Origin of the sequence: Paenibacillus endophyticus, from assembly GCF_014192395.1 — a bacterium.
Classification (GTDB): domain Bacteria; phylum Bacillota; class Bacilli; order Paenibacillales; family Paenibacillaceae; genus Pristimantibacillus; species Pristimantibacillus endophyticus.
In genome coordinates this window covers 255,632-273,914 of record NZ_JACHXW010000002.1, presented here as the reverse complement: position 1 = coordinate 273,914, position 18,283 = coordinate 255,632, and the positions used below count along the sequence as shown (strand labels likewise).

The following is an 18,283-nucleotide window of genomic DNA, read 5'->3' as shown; positions in this document are numbered from 1 at the left end:
GCTCTCGAAGTTGTGAAACTTCGGGGACGCACAGGAGGATTTACCGCATGTTTAAAAGACGTACTTTAGCAGCAGCCGTAATTGGATTATCCGTTATGATGGCGGCTGGCACTGTGGATGCAGCTTCAAAAACACATACAACGACTGACAATGATACATTCTGGAAGCTTTCCATGAAATATAGCATTTCCGTGGATGCGCTGATGAAAGCTAACCCAAAGGTTAATTCGCAGAATATATATAAGGGATTGAAGCTGAATATACCAGTAGCTGCGAAGCAAGCAGCGGCTGCCGCAGGGGCAGTCCAAAAGACAGTTGCCATGAAAGCAACTGAGGATGCATCTGCTCAGACGATAACGGCGATAAACGGGAAAGAATACGCTTACTCCAAATCGATAAACGTTCAAGCAACAGCATATACTGCTGCAGCTTCAGAGAATGGCAAATGGGGAGCTGTTGATTATTTCGGCGATAAGCTTAAGGTCGGAACAATTGCGGTTGACCCGAAAATGATTCCGCTGGGAACGAAGCTATACGTTACGGGCTATGACTACAACGGGCTGCCACAAGGCGGGATGGTCGCGACCGCTACGGATATCGGAGGTTCGATTAATGGCAATCGGATCGATATTTTCGTACCTGGCGTGACCAGTCAAGCCAAGTCATTTGGCTTCCAAGACGTCAAAGTATTTATCCTTGAATAGAACAGCTCGCACAATCAAATTAAGAGTAAAATCCCATAAAAAGCGGTGCAGGTGGCTATCCCTGTACCGCTTTTTTGATTTTGGTCATTTGCTGCTTTCTTCAGCAAAAGGGTGGTCTTCCAATCTAACAAGGACAGTTTTGTTTGTATATGTAGAACAAGTTAATGGTAAAGGAAGCATTTATATGATTTTGGAGAATCGTCAGCGGTCGTATTTGTGAAGGGATGCCAACCTTTCCTCGTTGATTCACAGGAATCCCTAAGCAGTGGCGATTGGAAGAATATTTAAATGTGCAGTTTATATGCTGTTTGCTGTTTAGCCTAAATAACAAAGGGGATATTCCATCGTTTAATGACTGACTTATGGGACAGCCCCTTTTTTTTATCGTGCAGCAGTTTATCGTGCAGCAGGTTGTCCCAGCAGCTCTGGCAAGGTTACTAGCTCATACCCCTTGCTGCGCAGAAGGAGAATTAGCTTGGGCAATGCGTTCACCGTACCATAAAGGTTCTGATTAATTCCGCCTCCAGCGTGCTGTAGAATGATAGATCCGGGCTGAAGCGTTTTTTTTATGTTCTTCATAATTAAAGCACTGCTGGGGTTGTTCTTCCAATCGACGGAATCTACATCCCAATTAACGATCGAGAAGCCTGCATACTTGCTCCATCTGACCTGCTGCGGCAGCAGCTCGCCGTAAGGCGGACGAATGAAATGAGGCGAGTATCCGATGATATGGTGTATGATGGCATCCGTTCGCCAAATTTGCTTTTGGTAGCTCGCTAGGTTCAGGGTAGATAATACGGCATGATCATAAGAGTGATTGCCAATGATATGCCCCTCCTTATGTATGCGGTTCACGATTGCCGGATATTTGGCAGCGCGGTTACCGACGATGAAGAATGTAGCACAAACATCATATTTGGCTAGCACATCCAATATAAGCGGCGTATATTTAGAGTCTGGTGCATCATCGAATGTGAGGGCTATACGTTTGGATTGACGTGATCCGTTCAGAAGAAAAGAGGTTGGATACTGCTGGTGCAGCTTCACCCAAGACATGGATTCGGCACGCCGTTTCTTTTTTTCTTTCTGCGGCAGCCGCGCTTCTTCTTGCGAAGTATTTTGCAGATTACTTGCGGAATAAGCGTTTGATTCGGTCGTTGCTCCAAGCAGCAGCATCGCAAGCAGAGCAATTCCTGCTGCAGGCAGTCCTTTGATTGTACTTTTTTTATGCATCGTGATACCTTCCCCGCAATCGAGTGTAAGTTAACTGTGCCGCTATTGTACCCTTGTGCGAAACTTTCATGCGCTTTACAGGTAAATAAGAGAAGCTTAAGATGAAAGAAGCTGGATAAGGGAGGTAATACAATGAAATTAATGCAGTTTAAGTATTTTGACGAAATAAGATTAGGTATGAAAACGGAAGCTGGCGTTGTGGATGTAAAAGCAGCATCAGAGGCTCTTGACCTTTCTGTTCCATTCACAATGGAGTCTGCTATTGCAGGCGGGGATTCTGCAAGAGAGCAGCTGGAGACGCTTTGTGCGGCTGCTTTAACACAGAACAGTCCCTCTTATGTTTTGAATGAAGCGATCCTTGCATTTGCTCCCGTAGTTTCTCGGCCGCAAAAGATAATCTGCGTTGGCTTGAATTACCGCAAGCACGCTGAGGAGACGAAAGCTGAGATCCCGACTTCGCCTATACTTTTCAACAAATTCGCGAATGCATTAAGCGCACATGGTGATCATATCGAGCTTCCATTGACTAGCGATGAGGTGGATTATGAGGCGGAGCTGGCTATTATTATCGGAAAAACGGCTAAAAATGTTGAAGAGACAGATGCGCTAAATTATGTATATGGCTACAGCTGTGCGAACGATTTGTCTGCACGCAATTTGCAGCGGAGAACCTCACAGTGGATGCTAGGGAAAAGCTGTGACGGTTTTGCACCAATCGGGCCTTATATCGTTACAGCAGATGAGGTGGATAATCCTGATAACCTTGCGATTTCTTGCAGTGTGAACGGGATACAAAAACAAAATTCGAACACATCGGATATGATTTTCTCGTGCAGTGCTATTATCAGCTATGTATCCAAGCATATGACGCTTGTGCCTGGCGATATCATACTGACAGGTACGCCTGAAGGTGTGGTACTTGGCTATCCGCGTGATCAAAGAGTTTATTTGCAGACAGGCGACTTAGTTGAGGTAGCCATTGAGCAGCTTGGAAAGCTAACGGTTCAAATGACTTAATTGTAATTGATAATCATTATCGAGTCTTGTATAATAAGAATAATGAATAATGCTTGCAATTGGGTTGTTATGAGGGGACGAGCGCATCAATGAATGAAGCCATGCTGGAATTGCTGGAGAGCAACTTTGATTTAACGTTCAGTAAACATGAAAATCCTATTTTTAGCTGCCCTGTATCGGAGCTTCTGGACGAGGAGAAAATGAGATCGTTTTTGAAGCTGTACAATCCGATCTTGAAGGGCAATGACCCATCTGTAGCGGAGGTGTATGCGGCAGGCTGGTTTCGCGGACCGATGTTAGGATTGCTCTACATGCTTTCAGCTTGGGACAAAACATTGAACTTATCCTTGACTAATCTAACTGTTCAAATTTATATGGCTGATTATAACGGACATGAGTATGTAGCATCTAATTTGTATCTAAATGATTCCGCTTTGGAGTCGGCACCTGAGCACACGCAGGATGAATGGGTAAAGGACAAAATTATTGGGTTCTTCGAAAACACAGTACTGCCTGTATTTGAGTCCATTGCTACGGTGGGTACATTGCAGGTCGGTATGTTATGGGGGCAATTGCCTACTTCGCTTGCCTATGGTTACGATCGGTTAATGGTTATGAATGAGACCGAGCAGGTCAAGCAAAAGGCGGAGCGGAATTTTGAGCTTGTGAAGTCGCTTGATCCAGCAGTCTTCGGGCGCAATAAAAACCCGCTAAACGTAAAGTTTCGCATGACCGAATCTTTGGACAGTCCGGACAAACAAATGCGGTTGAAATCATCCTGTTGTTTGTATTATCATGTTGAAGGCGGATATTACTGCTATAGCTGTCCTAGAATCAAGGAAAGCGAGCGCGAAGAGCGCCGCTTGGAATATAGAGCCAAGCAGCAAGCGTAAGCGTGGCTCTATAAGGTAAAAGCCCATCATCTACCCGCATTGCTGCGGATTAGACGATGGGCTTTTTCTAATGTGGAGATGCTTATTTCATTTTGAAAACATTGATAGTTCTTAGAAGCTGGGCAGCCATTGTACGCATGCGCTCCGTTTCCTCAACGACCGCTTGGACGGAAGCGATTTGCTCGTTCATGGAAGCGGATACCTGTTCTGTGCCTGCTGCGGATTGCTGCGTAATGGCTGAGATATTCTGAATTGCTCCAGAAATTTTGCGTGCGCTCTCGAGCATTGCATCACTTTCTTGAGAGAAAACAAATATTTTGTCCGTAATAAATTGAACGCTCTGTACGATTTCGGTAAAAACAACCTCAGATTCTTTAATATGCTCGGTTTGCAGCTTTACAACCTCTTCGTTTGTTTTCATATTGCTGATCGTATGCTTAATACCTTCATCGATGGATTTCACAAGATTGAAAACCTGCTTGGTGGAAGCGCTGGATTCCTCAGCAAGCTTGCGTACCTCTTGAGCAACAACGGCGAATCCGCGGCCGTGCTCACCTGCTCTTGCTGCTTCGATCGAAGCATTCAGGGAAAGCAGATTCGTTTGTTCAGCCAAATCAGATATCGTCGTCGTAATGGCGCTGATTCCCCGCGCTTTGCGAGCGAGGTCCTCGATTGTAGCGGATACTTTCTCGGTAGCTTCGACGTTTCGGCGCATGCCTTCAGCTTGAACATCGAGCGCCTTCATGCCCTTGTCTACGAGCTGCAGCGTTTGCTCTGAGCGGGTATTCATTTCTTTCGTCGAGGTCGCATAATCAGAAACTTTTTCTTCGATCTCCGTGATGGATTCACTCATATCGGAGACGTCCTCTGATATTTCGTTGGCTCCAGTAGCAAGTTCGTTGGCGGAGGCCGCTACCTGCTGCATCGCGATTTGGATATTGTTATTTTTATCGAATATGCTGTGACTCGTATCGGATACATGACGGATAATATTGGATGTTTCCGTCAGTATGTCACGAAGCTTGTCTATCATGCTGTTAAAGGAATGGCCTAGCTCACCTAATGCTGAGGATGAGGTTGTATCAATTTTTTGCGTGAAGTCACCCTTCGAAATACGAAGAGCTGTTCCTTTAATCTCATCGAAGGAGTTGTTAATCGATTTCTCAATAAAGGAAACGAGCGGGAGCGTAGCGATTGCCATAATGATTGTGACGATAATTCCTGCAACAAGCGAGCCGCCTGATACGGATAAAACGATAAGCATAATGAGGGCGAACACCGCTAAATTCAAATAAGAAGTGATTAGCAGCTTATTGCGCACAGAAAGCGAATAGTACCATTGGATCATTATGTAAGCGCTCCTTTTATTAGATTATCCATATTATAGCACCCGATGCGAAATTGGTCTATAATTGTCGATTTGCAAAATATATAAATAATTGAAGCACGCAAGCGGCTTTTCGGAAAATACCAAACGTTTTTTCGGTGTGATAACAATTAGAAAATGATACCATTACAGGTAATCGGAAATTAATTTTATAATTAATGTTAAATCTATCGATGTGGTCCTATTATCCTAAGTTTAAGCATAATTGCTGCAGTAAAACAGCAGTATTATCTTATCGATGAACTGAATAGGTAATTCTATGCACGACGACTTGATATTCACTCGTTGTTTATTTTATTATGTAATAAAATAACATATTAAAATAAAATTAAAGTCGAATAGTATCATTTAATTAAAAATAATGTAAAATAATATATTGTAAATGATAGAAAAGAACTATATAATATGAAGCGAGACCTAAATGGTAACTCATACCTAATAATTCATAAAGGAGGAAAATTTGTATGCATACGGATTCAGCATCGCTCGCACGCCAAGTGGAATTTGTTTTTCGCCAGCTCGAGGGGGAATTGACTAATGCCACTGCAGGAACAGTATTGATACATATCAGAAACAACGCAGTTGGGAAGTTCGGTATTAGGCACCATCCCATTGAAAGCAAGAACGGAAAGTTCGAGGTTGAGGACAAGGGGCTCTCATCCTTGCAAGTACAGGCTTTTAAGCAAATGGCAATTGAATCGCTGAAATTCAGGAAGGAATGGACGCACGGTGAGATTTTATATGATTTCTCTGTTCGCCCAAGTTCAAATTCATGGTCAGCCAGCATTCTTTTCGAATCTAATTACAATATGGCTAATTGGAACTCACGCTTTTATCCGAAACGAAATGATTTATGGGATAACAATAGACAGTCACATGAATAAAAGAAAAAGCTGACGGCAATCGTCAGCTTTTCTTCTTTGCTATAGGCCGAAATCAAGATCGGGGTACACATATGGCGATTCAGGAGCTTTGACTCTCTCCATCTTAATGGCATCCAATGTAATAATTTCGTTGTCCATATATGTTGAGGTGGTTAACGTTCCTTTAACAGTAACCCATTCGTCTTCAACGTAATCAAGCGCTTTGGGCCAGATAATCATCAAACCGTATGGCAGTGCATCTGCCGAGCAGCAGTTCATGGCGAAGCGGCTGATAGCCAGGCGTTCCTTGCCCATATCCTCTTCACGGTAAACAAACCCCGTTATTTCAACTTCTTTCCCAATAAAAGCTTCTCGGTAAAGATCAAGCGTGGTAAGCGTCTCAATAAATTGCTTCTCAGGCACGCTGATCAGCGCCTGCTCGTAAAGTTTCTTACCGTATGCAGCGTGCGTCTCCGTATACTCGTCATATGGAAATAGAGCATCGATGCCGCTTTCTGCTTTAGCATTTTCTTCTTTAGAAGGAGACTGCGCTGCTGCCTTGGTATCGGCATCGGCATTGAGCCCTTGGCTTTCTGAAGGATCAAGCTCTGGCGAGGCAGTGTTGTCAGTGCGTTCGATGCTTGCGCTGCCTGATAGACTCATTCCTTTTTTGGAGGCAAGCGCGCTTCCAAGCGTTCCGGTAGGGATGAGGAAGCCAAGCAGCAGCGGGAAAACAAATAGACCGTAAATGAGCACATTTTTGATTATGGAGGGTGAGGGCTCATGCTCGCAATCGCAATCAGGAGCCTGCTTGCCCATTCGCTTCTGAAGCGCGGCATAGATCTGGTAAATAGCTGCTGCGTAAAGGCCGAGAGCTGAAAGCTTGACGTAAAGCTCCATTCTTGGCGCAATGTACAACATCATTTCGCCGGTCCGGTCCAAGTAGACGATGAACATGGCAAAGCCGGTTAGAATAGCTGCTCGAATTAAATGATGGATCATAATAGCGCCTCCGTAATCACTGCGCCGATAAAGGTCAGCGCAGCAGTTAATGCAATAAGGATAAGTACGAATTTAACACGGAATGTAGTCAGTAACATTAGCGTGTTCTTAAGGTCTATCATGGGTCCGAAGACAAGAAAAGCAAGCAGTGGTCCGAAATCAAACATGCCGCTGAAGGATGACGCGATAAAAGCGTCGGATGTCGAGCAAATCGAGAGAATAAAGGCAAATCCCATCATGAAGATATAGGAGAATACAGGCTGGTCGGCAAAAGCGGCCAACGTATTGCGGTCAATCACGGATTGAATTACTGCGGTCAATAAAGCGCCAAAAATCAAATATTTGCCCATCTCAAAAAATTCGTCTGAAGCATGAGACAGTATCGAGGCAACACGACCCTTAAACCCTTTGTGATGTGCGCCGTGGTCGTGTGAATGGGAGTGGCCATGATGAGCCATATGTAGAGCAGGCGTTGCTTTGAGCGGACTTTTTTTCATGAACTTATAGAGCAGCAGGCCGACGATAACAGCGATCGCGAAGGCTAGTCCCATTCGAGAATAAGCCATTTCAGGCTTCGTCCGGAAAGCAGTGAAGGTCGAGGCATAAACGATAGGATTGACGATAGGCCCTGCGAGTAGATAAACAATACCAATATAAGCCGGCATGCCTTTGCGAATCAAGCGCCTGACAACAGGGATCATTCCGCATTCGCATAACGGAAACAAAATGCCAAGCAATGCACCAAAAAGAACGCCTGCAATCGGATTTTTAGGTGTGAATTTTTGAATGAGTTCATCGGTTACAAATACTTGAAGCAAAGCTGAGAATAAAACGCCAAGCAGGATAAATGGAAATGCTTCTAAAATAATGCTGATAAATAATATTTTAAAGGATTGCAGGTTGGCAGCATTTAGAAGCTCCGTTGGCCATTCACGGTTGGTCACGATTAACGCAAGCATGATCAGGCAGCCTACGCCAAGCAGCGGTGTACCAAAGCGGAATAAAAATTTCAACATGATTCAGTATCCTCTCTTCTTTGTAAGGATTACGATTACCAGTATAGCTTATGCTGGAGAATACGACAATAGGACAACTATTTCATGACTTGACTTTGTAAATATCCTAGGTATAATCGTCTTAAATGCAATGATGGGGATAAGTAAGCTTGAATGACTTGCGCACAGAGAGCCGGTGGTCGCTGCGAACCGGTGCAAGCTTCGATGCAGAATGGACCCCGGAGCCTATGAACGGAAGCCGGCAGAAGATGAAGCCGAAGATGTTTGTACGGACGCTCCCCGTTATGGAGCAAGAAGGCTTATGGGTACCAGACAACGCTTGTTTCTTGATAAAGCGTACCATCAGCGAATTAGGGTGGCACCACGGTCCCTCGTCCCTTGCGGCGGGGGATTTTTTGCGTTTTTTTATAGCCAAAAAATGAATTGGGAAAGAGGTTGGTATATGATGAAAAAGGTCCTTTCAGGCATACAACCGAGCGGCCAGCTTACGCTAGGCAACTACATCGGCGCGATGCAAAACTTCGTGAAATTACAGCATACGGAACAATGTTTTTTTATGGTAGTCGACCTCCATGCAATCTCGGTTCCTCAGGAGCCTGCAGCTCTTAGAGAGCAGACCGAGGCGGTAGCCGCTTTATTTATAGCTGCCGGCATTGATCCGCTCAAAGCGAACGTGTTCGTCCAGTCGCATGTCCGCGCGCATGCAGAGCTAGGATGGTTGTTAACGACGCTAGCCAATATGGGCGAGCTGGAGAGAATGACGCAGTTCAAAGATAAATCGTCTGGCAAGGATTCGGTCGGCGCGGGATTGTTCGTCTATCCGACGCTGATGGCTGCAGACATTTTGATTTACAATGCGGATCTCGTTCCGGTTGGGGATGACCAAAAGCAGCATTTGGAGCTTACACGAGATTTGGCTCATCGATTCAATACGAGGTTTGGTCAATACTTCACTATTCCGGAGCCTTATATTCCAAAGGTTGGCGCGCGCGTTATGTCGCTTGACGATGCAAGCAAGAAGATGAGCAAAAGCAATCCGAATGTCGGAAGCTTTATTGCCCTGCTCGATCCGCCGGATGTCATCCGCAAGAAGATTAGCAGAGCGACGACCGATTCCGGCCGTGAAGTGAAATTCGATCCAGCAAATAAGCCTGAAATCAGCAACTTGATGAGTGTTTACTCGCACTGCGCGAATATGAGCATAGAAGAGGTAGAGGCTCGTTATGAGGGTCAAGGCTATGGACCGTTCAAGAAGGAACTTGCCGAACACGTTGTATCCGTAATAGAGCCGCTGCAAGCCAGATATCATGAAATTCGCAGCTCAGGAGAAATTCATGAGATTCTTAAAAAGGGCGCTGAACGAGCTTCTGTTATAGCAGACCGTACGCTTGCTGACGTGAAAGAGCTGATGGGCTTTCTTTCTCCTCGCGGGTAGTCAGTGAAACGAAAAACCAGGATGGACGCATCGCGTCAACCCTGGTTTTTTCTACGTAAACGGGCTTTTACAATAAAACCTGCCCCAATCGTAAAGAGGCTCAGCAGCCCAAATAACAGCACAAGCCAGCCGCTATAGCTAATGGAGACTGCCATTGCGCTCATAAATAAAATAGCAACCACGGAAAAAAACAAAGAAAGAGGCTTAGACACGGTGAGTTTCTCTCCTTAACAAATCATCAATATATTTTTTTCTGTTTAAGAATAGTTTCCGAAGCAGTGCACATAATAAGCTTGCAAGCTTGCAACACACATCAAAGTGCAGAGGACGAAAGGAGAAATACATTATGGCAGGAAGCAGAAGCAATCAACTTGTTGTTCCACAAGCAAACCAAGCTATACAACAACTGAAACTTGAGGCAGCACAAGAACTCGGCGTGCAAATTCCTCAAGATGGCTACTACGGTAATGTTTCGACGCGTGATGCTGGCTCCCTAGGTGGCTACATTACGAAAAAGCTAGTCCAAATTGCTGAACAACAGCTTTCTGGCGGTTCCCGTTAATCGTTTCTAATACACAATGATGAATTGAAGCCCAAGGCTTGCCTTGGGCTTTTTAACTATATAAGCATTTAAATGGTTTTACATATAAATGTGCTTATATATCTCCGCGAAACGACTGCTTTTGCCACAAGGACGGCGACAGCCGTTTACGCTTGTGCGTTATGCCTTATTTTATCACAGGTGGAATAGAGATGCGCTTCTCTTTTTTTGACAAAAAAAGAAAGCTCCGTGCTTTCTCAGCAGGAGCTTTCGTCCATGATGCGTTAATAGGTGTCCATCCGCAATCGTTTCATCAATCGCTCATCGCTGAGCCAGCCCACATATGAGCCGATCGTTTCGTCATTTTTGTTCATAAGCAGAACTCCGACAAACGGATATTGCTTGCGATGCCGATATCTAACATCACACCATCTTACCTCATAGCCCCATTGATGCTCGCGCACATCGGCGCAAGCAAAGCTTGTGAAATAAAGGAACGATCGTATGGCCGGATCGTTTTTGGATTTGGCAACGGCGGGGTGGCTCGAGCATTTCACGCGGTCCAGCCATGTCAGCTTGCCATTCCGTAAATTGCCTATCACGAAACCGCCGTCTTGCGACTGCTTTACTACGTTCCAGATCGTTAAAGAAATGGTCGGTATGGCGATATATACGTCACCCGTTTCATATTCGGAGTCCAGCTTCTTCATCCGCTGTACAGTGCTTCTTGCCGTTAAAGTCCGCCATACGAAATAAATAGTCAGAAACGCGTACATGAGTGGAAAAACGAAGGCAGGATTTACGAAGCCGCCTGCCCAAAGTAAAATAGCTATGACATGGGCGGTAAAGATGATTGGATCAAAAATATGGATGATATTCCAAGAAATCCACTTATCCGTAAAAGGCCTCATCGCTTGCGTGCCGTAAGTGTTGAACAAATCAGTGAAGACATGTACGCATACGGCGAGCAGTATCCACCCTCCGACATGGAGCCAAGGAAGGCTGCCGCGATAAAAAAGTTGGAGTATGCCGGTAATGAGGAGCGTCCAAATCGCGATTGCGGGCAACGAGTGGGAAATGCCGCGATGGTTGCGGACATAAACGGCGTTCCCTTTCAATCGCAGCAAGCCGTCCAGATCAGGCGCTTGCGATCCGATAACGGTCCCGAGCAATACGGCAGTATGAATCGTCTGATCCCCTGCAACTACGGGGTCAATCGCAGCCAGACCGGCAAGTCCAATGCCCATGACAAGATGTGTTCCAGTATCCATATCGAATCCTCCCATAATGAATGATTAGGTGTAGTATCGACGGTTCAGGGGAACTTTATCAATGTAAGTAAAAGGAGACATGACAAGCATGTACATTTGTTTTGCGGAATACCGTATTGCAGAGGAGAGCCGCCTTCCATTTCTTGAACTGACGAATAAGCTGCTTCAGCATGAAAAGGATATGTATTTATATGAAGGAACGGATCAGCCGAATCTATTTGTAGAAGTATGGCATGCAGCCACATCCGCTGAGGCGGAACAAATCAAAAAAGAACGCTGCAGCGAGCGTTCTTCTTGGTCACAAGTTTCAAGCTATATTGTTGGCGGACAGGCGAAGCTGCATGTGTGGACCTTTAAGTCTGTTTATCCAAAGAAGCCGGATTGCGGTTAACGGCTAGAATTAACGGTACCTAGGGTGGCCATTCCAAGCGGCGTGGATGAGCTTACGACACTGCCTTGGAACGGATATTCATAAGCGATAGGCTCATCGAAAGTCACGTAGTCTAGATTGAGCGTTAAGAGTAAGTAACGCATACCTGTTGTTGGATCGCTGATTACGATATGATCGCGCCCAGCGGCTTCAATTACGCCTTTGAAAATTTTGGCGTTCCATTCCCGGTTGTTCTCGTATGTCATATAGAAGGTTGCCATTTTGCCGCGGTTTAAACGAAGAATGTTCTCAACGTAAGATTCCTCAACGGCTGGAAGGGTAACGATGTTGCCGCCGGCAGGCGTAACGAATGCGCCGCTCGGAACGTTAGGAGGAGCTTGCATTTGTGCGCCTTGCACCTGCATATTTGTCGGAAGCTGGGCAGGGAACGCCATAGGCTGAGCAGCCATTGGATATCCATAGTGGCCATAACCTCCATATCCGTAACCTGGGTAGCTGCCCGTATTTGCTGGACTTACCGGATTTTTGTAGCCGTAACCGTTAGACATGTTGAATTTCCTCACTTTCACACATTAGAAATAGGATTAATAAACTGCTGGACAGTCGCCGCGCGTCGGAATGAAGAAGCAATGCGCTTTATATCTTCCGCTGTTGGACTGGTCCCACCATGTATCTGGGCAGCTGCCTGCCGGGCGGAAAAACCAAAGCGCATTGGACGCCGGGTGCTGTCGTTCTCCATTAATGATTCGTTTGGCTAAGCGGATGTCCTTATCGCGCGCGCTTTGGTAGAAGTAGCCTTTTACCGTAGCTTCGAAGCCGCCTGGCCGTTGATTGACCATTTGCGGAATGGAACGGATGTTTTTGAAATCGAGACAGTTGCCGAGTATGCGGTTTACTCCAACATTGCCGACCATCAGCATGCCAAGCTCGCCTTCGCCTTCTGCCTCTGCTCGCATGAGCCTGGCGAGCATCTTCGTATCCTCGGAGTTCGTTTTAATGACGGCCATAGACTTGACGGTTCACTTCCCTTCGCTAGCTTTGAGAACTTGCTTTGAATGGGCATCTAACTACATAGACAGTGTACTCGGCGCCTACCCAAAAGGTTACTAAATGATTTGTCACAATTTGCGTGGCAAAATGATGAACAAACCCGTCGAACGTTGTCACAGCTCCTTTTTTTCGGTATGATTAAGAACGGTTCATTAATGGATGATAGATGCCGCATGGCGTCTTGTCGCAAAACTCGGGAGGCTCGCTTCGTGCTGAAAGACTTAATTGCATTAACAAAACCGCGGCTACTTCGACTTAACGTGTTCGCTGCGCTGGGTGGTTTCTTGGTTGCTTCCAAATGGGATATTGATTTCCTATTGCTTATATGGGCGCTAATCGGTTCAACGTTGACGATTGCGTCGGCTACTGTCATTAATAATTATTGGGACAGGGAACTTGATTTGAAAATGGAGCGCACGAAGGACCGGGCGCTGCCGACTGGCCGCATGCAGCCGGGAACCGTGCTTGCTTACGGCATCGTGCTCGGAGTTGTTGGTCTAGCCGTGTTGTTCCTGCTCGTGAACTCATTGTCGGGCTGGCTCGGCTTGCTCGGATGGTTTGTATACATCGTCATCTACACCATGTGGTTGAAACGGACGTCTACATGGAGTACTTCGGTCGGTGGGATATCAGGAGCCATGCCTCCTGTAATTGGATACTGCGCAGTTACGAATGAAGTCGATGCCGGCGCCTGGATTTTGTTCGCGTTATTGTTTCTATGGCAGCCTGCACATTTCTGGTCGCTTGCGATTCGAAGAGTGGAGGAATATCGGGAAGCCGGATTTCCGTTATTGCCTGTCGTGAAAGGGATTAAACGGACTAAGCTGCAAATGATTCCTTATATCGTGCTTTTGCTTCCGGCTAGTATTATGTTTTATACGTATGGGTATGTGGGCATCTATTTCTTGATTATTTCGGTTGTGGTTGGTTTGCTGTGGCTCGTCCATACGCTCCGCGGGACAGGCGCCAAGGATACGGAAAAGTGGGCAAAAACGAATTTTCTTATATCGGTCAATTACTTAATGGTTATATTCATTGTTATGATTCTGAATACGACAGGATCATAGTCATTCGTACAGGGAGTGAACAACGTGGCTTTTGTAAAGAAGCATAGCTTCAAAATTGCAGTGCTGGCGCTATGCGCGGCAATGGGTATTTATTTGTTTATAACTTACGGCATGCAGCCGAAACAGACACTGCCTGTGCTGCAGGCTGCCCCGGCTTTCGAAATGAACGATATTGACGGGAAGCCGGTATCGCTGGAGTCGACAAACGGCAAAGCGCGGATCGTTTATTTTTACTTTGCGAATTGTCCGGATGTATGTCCTCCGACTACCTTCCTGCTCTCGCAGGTTCAAGACCAGCTTGAAGCAGAAGGCAAGCTTGGCAAAAGCGCCGACCTGATTTCCATTACGTTTGATCCAGAACGCGATACGCCTGACGCGATACGGGACTTTGCTAAGCGGCATTTCGCCGATACAAGCAGCTGGCATTTCCTGCGCGGAGATGAAGAGGCGAGTACGCTTCAATTGGCGAGGGACTTTGGCGTCGCTGTCATCAAAGAAAAAGACGGCTCTTATACGCATATGAACGTTATCACTATCGTGGATAAGGATGGACAAATTCGCAAATGGATCAACGGAAGCTCAGAGGATTTAACGGCAGAGAGCATCGTTGACGAGCTTAATAAGATTCTCTAAAATTCATCCTTGCTCCATACCGAAGCGGGACTCAGCGCAGCATAATTAATATGCGCATCGAGTCCCGCTTTTTCTAATTGCTCAATTAAATATTCAAGCGGGGTATGCTCTACGCCTGAATAGCCTTTGCGAGTATAGATATGCTCGGCATCCGGGAATACGTCCCGGAGCAGGAACCTGATCCGCTTTCCGGAGGAATCATTGTCCGTAAATATGTAAGCTTGATCATGGCCTACCTGTCTGCGCAGCTTATCAAGCTGATCGGAGCCGGGCGTGCCGAACGTGCAATAAATGCGCACCTCTTCGCCTAGGACGCGTCTTAATCTCGATTTATCGTTTTTTCCTTCTACAATAATGGCTATTTCCATCTGTCATCACCTCGAATGAAAGTTAAAGCGGAGCAGAAGCGTTACGCCTAGTTTACCACCTTATTATCATTTTACCGAGATCATGAGATAAAAGATTTGGTAAGGATAAAAAAGAAAAACAGCTGACCAGGATGGTATCCTGGTCAGCTGTTTTTGATTTCAACCTAGTACATGCATGTGCATGCGATGATCACGAGCAGGATAAAGAGTACGAGAATGATGCCGATATTCGAGTGGCCGTTGTGCCCGCAACCTTGATTCAATCCGCCTACATTTCCAGACATATATGGTGTCACCCCGTTTCATTTGCTTGAGAGCGATGATAGCCATCAGCCTGCTTTGGCTGTGTACCGGCTGGTCATTTGCCATAATGTATGATATGTGGCGGGGAGGAATTAGCCCTGTGCATTCACCCATGCCTATGAAAAATGGGTGCGCGAGGGGATCGAACGTGAAATATGCAGCGGCAAAAGCGTGACGGCGATCATTAAAGCGATGAATGCGATGTAATAAGGGGATAGATGATCACGTACTTGACCTGCAGCCATCGGGCCTATAAAGGCGCCAATTGAGAACGCGATCGATAGAACAGAAAAGGTTCTTCCGTAGCGAGCTCCTCCGCTAAGCTCGATCAATAACGTAGAGAGCGCCGGCAGTATGACGCCTTTAGCCATGCCGACTAAAAGCAGCATAAGCGTAAGCGGAGCCGGTATTTGGGAGGCTATTCCGAAATAGACGATGGCAAGAAATAAAGAACCCCAAAGTGTCCGTTGGTAAGCGGGTACGCGGTTCAGGAAAAGCATGCTCAGCGTAACGAGCGCTCCGATGCTGACTACGGAGAATAAAAGTCCTGTCGTCATCATTGCTTCCTTGGTCTTGGCAAGCAGCGGGAGCTCGAACGATAGAATCCCTTGCGCGCAGCTTATCGCTACCGGCAGCAGAAAGACGAGCCAAGGGATCGATGCCGGCTGCTTCAAAGGAAGCTTTAGTTTCTCCTTTGGCTGCTGCTCTGCATCGGGTACGGCAGTTTGAGCGCTGCCTGCGCGTGCATCGCGAATGAAGAAAACAGCACAGACGGAAGTGACGATAAGAATCCAGCCAAGCAGTGTGAAGGCAGTCGCAAAGCCGATTTTGGCAACCAGATAGGCGCCAGCAGCTGGAGAAACAACGGATGCGAGCGTATGGACGAGTCCGTTCCCGGCCATGAGCTTGCCTTGCTGTGTGCGGTCGGTAGTCATTTTGGCAAGCAAGGATAAGCAGGCGGGCGACAGGAAGGCGAGCACGAAGCCGCTTATGGAGCGGAGCAGCAGCAGCTGCCAAGGATTAGTGACATGTGACTGGAATAAGAGTACGATTCCGGCTGCCATTAGGCTGAACACGATAAAGAATCGACTGCCGTATCGGTCAACGCCGAAGCCCGCTATTAAATTGCCGGGCAGGTGCGTGATAGAGTACATGCCCATCATCAATCCAATAAAGGAAGGCGCAGCGCCAAGCGATATGGCGAATGGCGTCAAGATCGGGTATTGCGCGTGCAGGTCGAAAAAAGCGACGAACAAAAATAAATAAAGCCAAATTGCGGTTTTCACAGGGCTTCCCCTCCTAGCCAATTACTCACTTATATACTTGTACGTTTTAGTTGGACAGGATATGTCTGCTGAAAAAGAGAGCAAGCGTTTACGCCCTATAATCTGTAGGTTATAATATTTTGTAATGAGGTTTTGTACGAGGTATAATGGAGGGGATGGCAACTTGGATTTTTTGAATTTTTCGACGTATGATTGGGACACATGGACGGCTTTCTTCAAAGAGCATTGGCTCGTGCTTGTTATTGCGCTTATTGTGCTGCTACTTATTGTCCGTGTCGTCAAAACCGTTATCAAATGGGCAATTGCTGCGGTCATTATAATCGGAATCATTGTATACAGCGGCTATAGCATGGACGACCTGAAGGAAATCGGCACCAAGGTGGCGGATACGGTCAAGCAGGAAGCCGTGAATGCCATGGTAGGCGAAGCAAAGGATGCAACCTTTGTTACGAATGCGGACGGTACGTTTACGGTAAAGACCAAAAACCTAGAGCTGACCGGCGTGCCGGGCGACAAAGAGGTCGCCGTTTCGTTTCGCGGAACGGAGCTCGGCAAATGGAAGCTTGACAGCACGATTCAAGCCCTCATCGATCAAGCGAAGCAGAACGGATAATGCTTATGGCGAGCTGGGTACAACGATTGAATGAGCTGGAGCCTGTTGGCGTTATTGTGTTTTTGCTGCTGCTTGGCTCTCTAGTGCAAGGGATGAGAAGAGGCGCGTCTGGTTCAGCGAAGCGCCTCTTCTTTTTTGTATGGGAGGGCATCGTGATTGCGGTTTGCCTCGTGCTTTCTGCTCAGCTTACGAATCGATTGTCGCCTGCTGCGGCCAAGTGGCTGACTGGCGCGGTAAAGGTCCCGCAGCAAGAGCTGAGCGGAATAGAGCAAGCTTGGTATACGCTTGTAACGAGCTTGCGAGATTTCGCGTTGCTCCGCTATGCGGTTATGTTTCTGCTCAGCTATTTGCTGCTGCGCGCACTGGCTGCACTAATCGAGCCTTTGGCAGATCGTACAGTAGAGGGCATGCTGCGCAGCAGGAGCAAGGAAGAGCCGCTAGCCGATATACGCGGCCAGAAACAAGCCAGCCGTGCAGTAGGTGCAGTGCTAGGCGCTATTCACGGGGCCGGACGATCCTTTGTATTCGTAGCTTTGCTCTTCGTTTATGTGTCGCTAATGCCTAATGGCTGGTATGTCGAACAAATATCCAATTCGCAGGTCTACAGCAAAGCTGCTGCTTGGTTAAGCCCGGTTGCCGGAGACGTCCTCACTGGACAGGGACCTGTGTTTACCGAGGCAGTCGAAGCGCAGTTCAAGCAAATTTTGCAGCGCAAATACGAAATGATTGATTATGCCATTCCTGCAAAGATCGAGCAGGCAGCGGTCTATGTAACGAAGGATGCGCAGACGGATGAGGCAAAGGCAAGAAGCCTGTATGAATGGCTAGGAAAAAGAATAGCCTATGACTATGACAAAGCCCGCAATTATGAGGAGCAAGGCATTTGGAAGGAACAAAACCCTCCCGAAACATTTGATACGCGTAAAGGCGTCTGTATAGATATAGCTCGCTTGTATGCTGTGATGGCAAGGTCCGTTGGTCTCGAGGTGCGGGTTGTAACGGGAATGGGGGCTGACGGGTCTGGAGGCTTTGGTCCGCATGCTTGGAATGAGGTGCGTATCGGAGCCGGCGATGACAGCTGGATTCCGCTGGATGCTACATGGGCGAATGCGGGGGACTGGTTTAACCCGCCAGGATTCGATGAAACCCATATCAGGGAAGCATAGCCTGCTTAGAGAGCGGCAATTTTAATATGGGAATATGAGGTGAT

Annotated in this window: 22 protein-coding genes and 1 other annotated feature; of the genes, 11 read left to right on the top strand and 11 right to left on the bottom strand. The window is 46.7% G+C overall.

Going from position 1 to position 18,283, the window contains the following annotated elements; all coding sequences use genetic code 11:
• Positions 1–47: 47 nt before the first annotated feature.
• Complete coding sequence (locus FHS16_RS03905) at positions 48–704, top strand: 3D domain-containing protein (RefSeq protein ID WP_183559071.1); 657 nt, start codon at positions 48–50, stop codon at positions 702–704.
• Positions 705–1,100: 396 nt separating this feature from the next.
• On the opposite strand, the gene FHS16_RS03900 is transcribed toward FHS16_RS03905, so the two are convergent.
• Entirely contained in the window at positions 1,101–1,937 is an 837-nt protein-coding gene (locus FHS16_RS03900) for a polysaccharide deacetylase family protein (RefSeq protein WP_246431582.1), read from the bottom strand.
• Between the two features lie 132 nt (positions 1,938–2,069).
• Here FHS16_RS03900 and FHS16_RS03895 point away from each other — a divergent pair, with 132 nt between their 5' ends.
• Both FHS16_RS03895 and FHS16_RS03890 read left to right on the top strand, forming a co-directional pair.
• Positions 2,070–2,954, top strand: a complete 885-nt coding sequence (locus tag FHS16_RS03895) for a fumarylacetoacetate hydrolase family protein (RefSeq protein WP_183559069.1) — start codon at positions 2,070–2,072, stop codon at positions 2,952–2,954.
• Positions 2,955–3,043: 89 nt separating this feature from the next.
• Positions 3,044–3,847 carry a (2Fe-2S)-binding protein gene (locus FHS16_RS03890; RefSeq protein WP_183559067.1) on the top strand — a complete coding sequence of 268 codons (804 nt, stop codon included), beginning with the start codon at positions 3,044–3,046 and terminating at the stop codon, positions 3,845–3,847.
• Between the two features lie 82 nt (positions 3,848–3,929).
• Here FHS16_RS03890 and FHS16_RS03885 read toward each other — a convergent pair whose 3' ends face one another.
• The gene (locus FHS16_RS03885; RefSeq protein ID WP_376769652.1) at positions 3,930–5,192 is read right to left on the bottom strand and encodes a methyl-accepting chemotaxis protein; all 1,263 of its coding nucleotides are present in this window, start codon (positions 5,190–5,192) and stop codon (positions 3,930–3,932) included.
• Positions 5,193–5,698: 506 nt separating this feature from the next.
• On the opposite strand from FHS16_RS03885, the gene FHS16_RS03880 reads away from it, so the two are divergent.
• Positions 5,699–6,118, top strand: a complete 420-nt coding sequence (locus FHS16_RS03880) for an O-methyltransferase (protein WP_183559063.1) — start codon at positions 5,699–5,701, stop codon at positions 6,116–6,118.
• 39 nt (positions 6,119–6,157) lie between these two features.
• Here the strand turns inward: FHS16_RS03880 and FHS16_RS03875 are convergent, their stop codons facing one another.
• Together FHS16_RS03875 and FHS16_RS03870 are read right to left on the bottom strand one after the other, a co-directional pair.
• Positions 6,158–7,099 (bottom strand): TIGR03943 family putative permease subunit, encoded by a 942-nt coding sequence (locus tag FHS16_RS03875; protein ID WP_183559061.1) that lies wholly within the window; start codon positions 7,097–7,099, stop codon positions 6,158–6,160.
• Positions 7,096–8,115 carry a permease gene (locus FHS16_RS03870; RefSeq protein WP_183559059.1) on the bottom strand — a complete coding sequence of 340 codons (1,020 nt, stop codon included), beginning with the start codon at positions 8,113–8,115 and terminating at the stop codon, positions 7,096–7,098. Before FHS16_RS03870 ends, FHS16_RS03875 begins: the two co-directional genes overlap by 4 nt.
• Positions 8,116–8,236: 121 nt before the next feature.
• Positions 8,237–8,497, top strand: a binding site (T-box leader).
• A 63-nt stretch (positions 8,498–8,560) separates the two neighbouring features.
• On the opposite strand from FHS16_RS03870, the gene trpS reads away from it, so the two are divergent.
• Entirely contained in the window at positions 8,561–9,550 is a 990-nt protein-coding gene (trpS, locus tag FHS16_RS03865) for a tryptophan--tRNA ligase (protein ID WP_183559673.1), read from the top strand.
• Between the two features lie 35 nt (positions 9,551–9,585).
• Here trpS and FHS16_RS03860 read toward each other — a convergent pair whose 3' ends face one another.
• Positions 9,586–9,762, bottom strand: coding sequence for a DUF5325 family protein (locus FHS16_RS03860; protein WP_183559057.1), 177 nt, complete (start codon positions 9,760–9,762; stop codon positions 9,586–9,588).
• A gap of 134 nt (positions 9,763–9,896) precedes the next feature.
• On the opposite strand from FHS16_RS03860, the gene FHS16_RS03855 reads away from it, so the two are divergent.
• Positions 9,897–10,112: an alpha/beta-type small acid-soluble spore protein gene (locus tag FHS16_RS03855; protein ID WP_138754728.1), complete on the top strand. Its 216-nt coding sequence runs from the start codon at positions 9,897–9,899 to the stop codon at positions 10,110–10,112.
• 263 nt (positions 10,113–10,375) lie between these two features.
• On the opposite strand, the gene FHS16_RS03850 is transcribed toward FHS16_RS03855, so the two are convergent.
• On the bottom strand, positions 10,376–11,362 hold the full coding sequence (locus tag FHS16_RS03850) for a metal-dependent hydrolase (protein ID WP_183559055.1): 987 nt from the start codon (positions 11,360–11,362) through the stop codon (positions 10,376–10,378).
• 88 nt (positions 11,363–11,450) lie between these two features.
• On the opposite strand from FHS16_RS03850, the gene FHS16_RS03845 reads away from it, so the two are divergent.
• Complete coding sequence (locus tag FHS16_RS03845) at positions 11,451–11,753, top strand: hypothetical protein (protein WP_183559053.1); 303 nt, start codon at positions 11,451–11,453, stop codon at positions 11,751–11,753.
• Here the strand turns inward: FHS16_RS03845 and gerQ are convergent.
• Together gerQ and FHS16_RS03835 are read right to left on the bottom strand one after the other, a co-directional pair.
• Positions 11,750–12,301, bottom strand: a complete 552-nt coding sequence (gene gerQ, locus FHS16_RS03840) for a spore coat protein GerQ (protein WP_183559051.1) — start codon at positions 12,299–12,301, stop codon at positions 11,750–11,752. The genes FHS16_RS03845 and gerQ overlap by 4 nt on opposite strands.
• Positions 12,302–12,337: 36 nt before the next feature.
• Positions 12,338–12,760, bottom strand: a complete 423-nt coding sequence (locus FHS16_RS03835; RefSeq protein ID WP_183559049.1) for a cell wall hydrolase — start codon at positions 12,758–12,760, stop codon at positions 12,338–12,340.
• Between the two features lie 216 nt (positions 12,761–12,976).
• On the opposite strand from FHS16_RS03835, the gene cyoE reads away from it, so the two are divergent.
• Together cyoE and FHS16_RS03825 are read left to right on the top strand one after the other, a co-directional pair.
• Positions 12,977–13,870, top strand: coding sequence for a heme o synthase (gene cyoE, locus FHS16_RS03830; RefSeq protein ID WP_183559047.1), 894 nt, complete (start codon positions 12,977–12,979; stop codon positions 13,868–13,870).
• Positions 13,871–13,894: 24 nt separating this feature from the next.
• Positions 13,895–14,503 (top strand): SCO family protein, encoded by a 609-nt coding sequence (locus FHS16_RS03825; RefSeq protein WP_183559045.1) that lies wholly within the window; start codon positions 13,895–13,897, stop codon positions 14,501–14,503.
• Here the strand turns inward: FHS16_RS03825 and FHS16_RS03820 are convergent.
• The 3 genes from FHS16_RS03820 to FHS16_RS03810 all read right to left on the bottom strand — a co-directional run bounded on the left by FHS16_RS03820 (position 14,500) and on the right by FHS16_RS03810 (position 16,460).
• On the bottom strand, positions 14,500–14,871 hold the full coding sequence (locus FHS16_RS03820; protein WP_183559043.1) for a toprim domain-containing protein: 372 nt from the start codon (positions 14,869–14,871) through the stop codon (positions 14,500–14,502). The two genes, FHS16_RS03825 and FHS16_RS03820, sit on opposite strands and share 4 nt — an antisense overlap.
• A gap of 164 nt (positions 14,872–15,035) precedes the next feature.
• On the bottom strand, positions 15,036–15,155 hold the full coding sequence (locus FHS16_RS03815) for a hypothetical protein (RefSeq protein WP_183559041.1): 120 nt from the start codon (positions 15,153–15,155) through the stop codon (positions 15,036–15,038).
• Positions 15,156–15,290: 135 nt separating this feature from the next.
• Positions 15,291–16,460, bottom strand: a complete 1,170-nt coding sequence (locus tag FHS16_RS03810; protein WP_183559039.1) for an MFS transporter — start codon at positions 16,458–16,460, stop codon at positions 15,291–15,293.
• Between the two features lie 163 nt (positions 16,461–16,623).
• On the opposite strand from FHS16_RS03810, the gene FHS16_RS03805 reads away from it, so the two are divergent.
• On the top strand, positions 16,624–17,073 hold the full coding sequence (locus FHS16_RS03805; protein ID WP_183559037.1) for a hypothetical protein: 450 nt from the start codon (positions 16,624–16,626) through the stop codon (positions 17,071–17,073).
• On the top strand, positions 17,073–18,239 hold the full coding sequence (locus tag FHS16_RS03800) for a transglutaminase domain-containing protein (RefSeq protein ID WP_246431581.1): 1,167 nt from the start codon (positions 17,073–17,075) through the stop codon (positions 18,237–18,239). The genes FHS16_RS03805 and FHS16_RS03800 overlap by 1 nt, the downstream gene beginning before the upstream one ends.
• Positions 18,240–18,283 lie beyond the last annotated feature (44 nt).

Excerpts from the sequence above, each read along its gene's own strand:
- FHS16_RS03905 (WP_183559071.1), top strand. The coding sequence starts at position 48 with ATGTTTAAAAGACGTACTTTAGCAGCAGCCGTAATTGGATTATCCGTT.
- FHS16_RS03900 (WP_246431582.1), bottom strand. The coding sequence starts at position 1,937 with ATGCATAAAAAAAGTACAATCAAAGGACTGCCTGCAGCAGGAATTGCT.
- FHS16_RS03895 (WP_183559069.1), top strand. The coding sequence starts at position 2,070 with ATGAAATTAATGCAGTTTAAGTATTTTGACGAAATAAGATTAGGTATG.
- FHS16_RS03890 (WP_183559067.1), top strand. The coding sequence starts at position 3,044 with ATGAATGAAGCCATGCTGGAATTGCTGGAGAGCAACTTTGATTTAACG.
- FHS16_RS03880 (WP_183559063.1), top strand. The coding sequence starts at position 5,699 with ATGCATACGGATTCAGCATCGCTCGCACGCCAAGTGGAATTTGTTTTT.
- FHS16_RS03875 (WP_183559061.1), bottom strand. The coding sequence starts at position 7,099 with ATGATCCATCATTTAATTCGAGCAGCTATTCTAACCGGCTTTGCCATG.
- FHS16_RS03870 (WP_183559059.1), bottom strand. The coding sequence starts at position 8,115 with ATGTTGAAATTTTTATTCCGCTTTGGTACACCGCTGCTTGGCGTAGGC.
- trpS (WP_183559673.1), top strand. The coding sequence starts at position 8,561 with ATGAAAAAGGTCCTTTCAGGCATACAACCGAGCGGCCAGCTTACGCTA.
- FHS16_RS03855 (WP_138754728.1), top strand. The coding sequence starts at position 9,897 with ATGGCAGGAAGCAGAAGCAATCAACTTGTTGTTCCACAAGCAAACCAA.
- FHS16_RS03850 (WP_183559055.1), bottom strand. The coding sequence starts at position 11,362 with ATGGATACTGGAACACATCTTGTCATGGGCATTGGACTTGCCGGTCTG.
- FHS16_RS03845 (WP_183559053.1), top strand. The coding sequence starts at position 11,451 with ATGTACATTTGTTTTGCGGAATACCGTATTGCAGAGGAGAGCCGCCTT.
- gerQ (WP_183559051.1), bottom strand. The coding sequence starts at position 12,301 with ATGTCTAACGGTTACGGCTACAAAAATCCGGTAAGTCCAGCAAATACG.
- FHS16_RS03835 (WP_183559049.1), bottom strand. The coding sequence starts at position 12,760 with ATGGCCGTCATTAAAACGAACTCCGAGGATACGAAGATGCTCGCCAGG.
- cyoE (WP_183559047.1), top strand. The coding sequence starts at position 12,977 with ATGGCGTCTTGTCGCAAAACTCGGGAGGCTCGCTTCGTGCTGAAAGAC.
- FHS16_RS03820 (WP_183559043.1), bottom strand. The coding sequence starts at position 14,871 with ATGGAAATAGCCATTATTGTAGAAGGAAAAAACGATAAATCGAGATTA.
- FHS16_RS03815 (WP_183559041.1), bottom strand. The coding sequence starts at position 15,155 with ATGTCTGGAAATGTAGGCGGATTGAATCAAGGTTGCGGGCACAACGGC.
- FHS16_RS03800 (WP_246431581.1), top strand. The coding sequence starts at position 17,073 with ATGCTTATGGCGAGCTGGGTACAACGATTGAATGAGCTGGAGCCTGTT.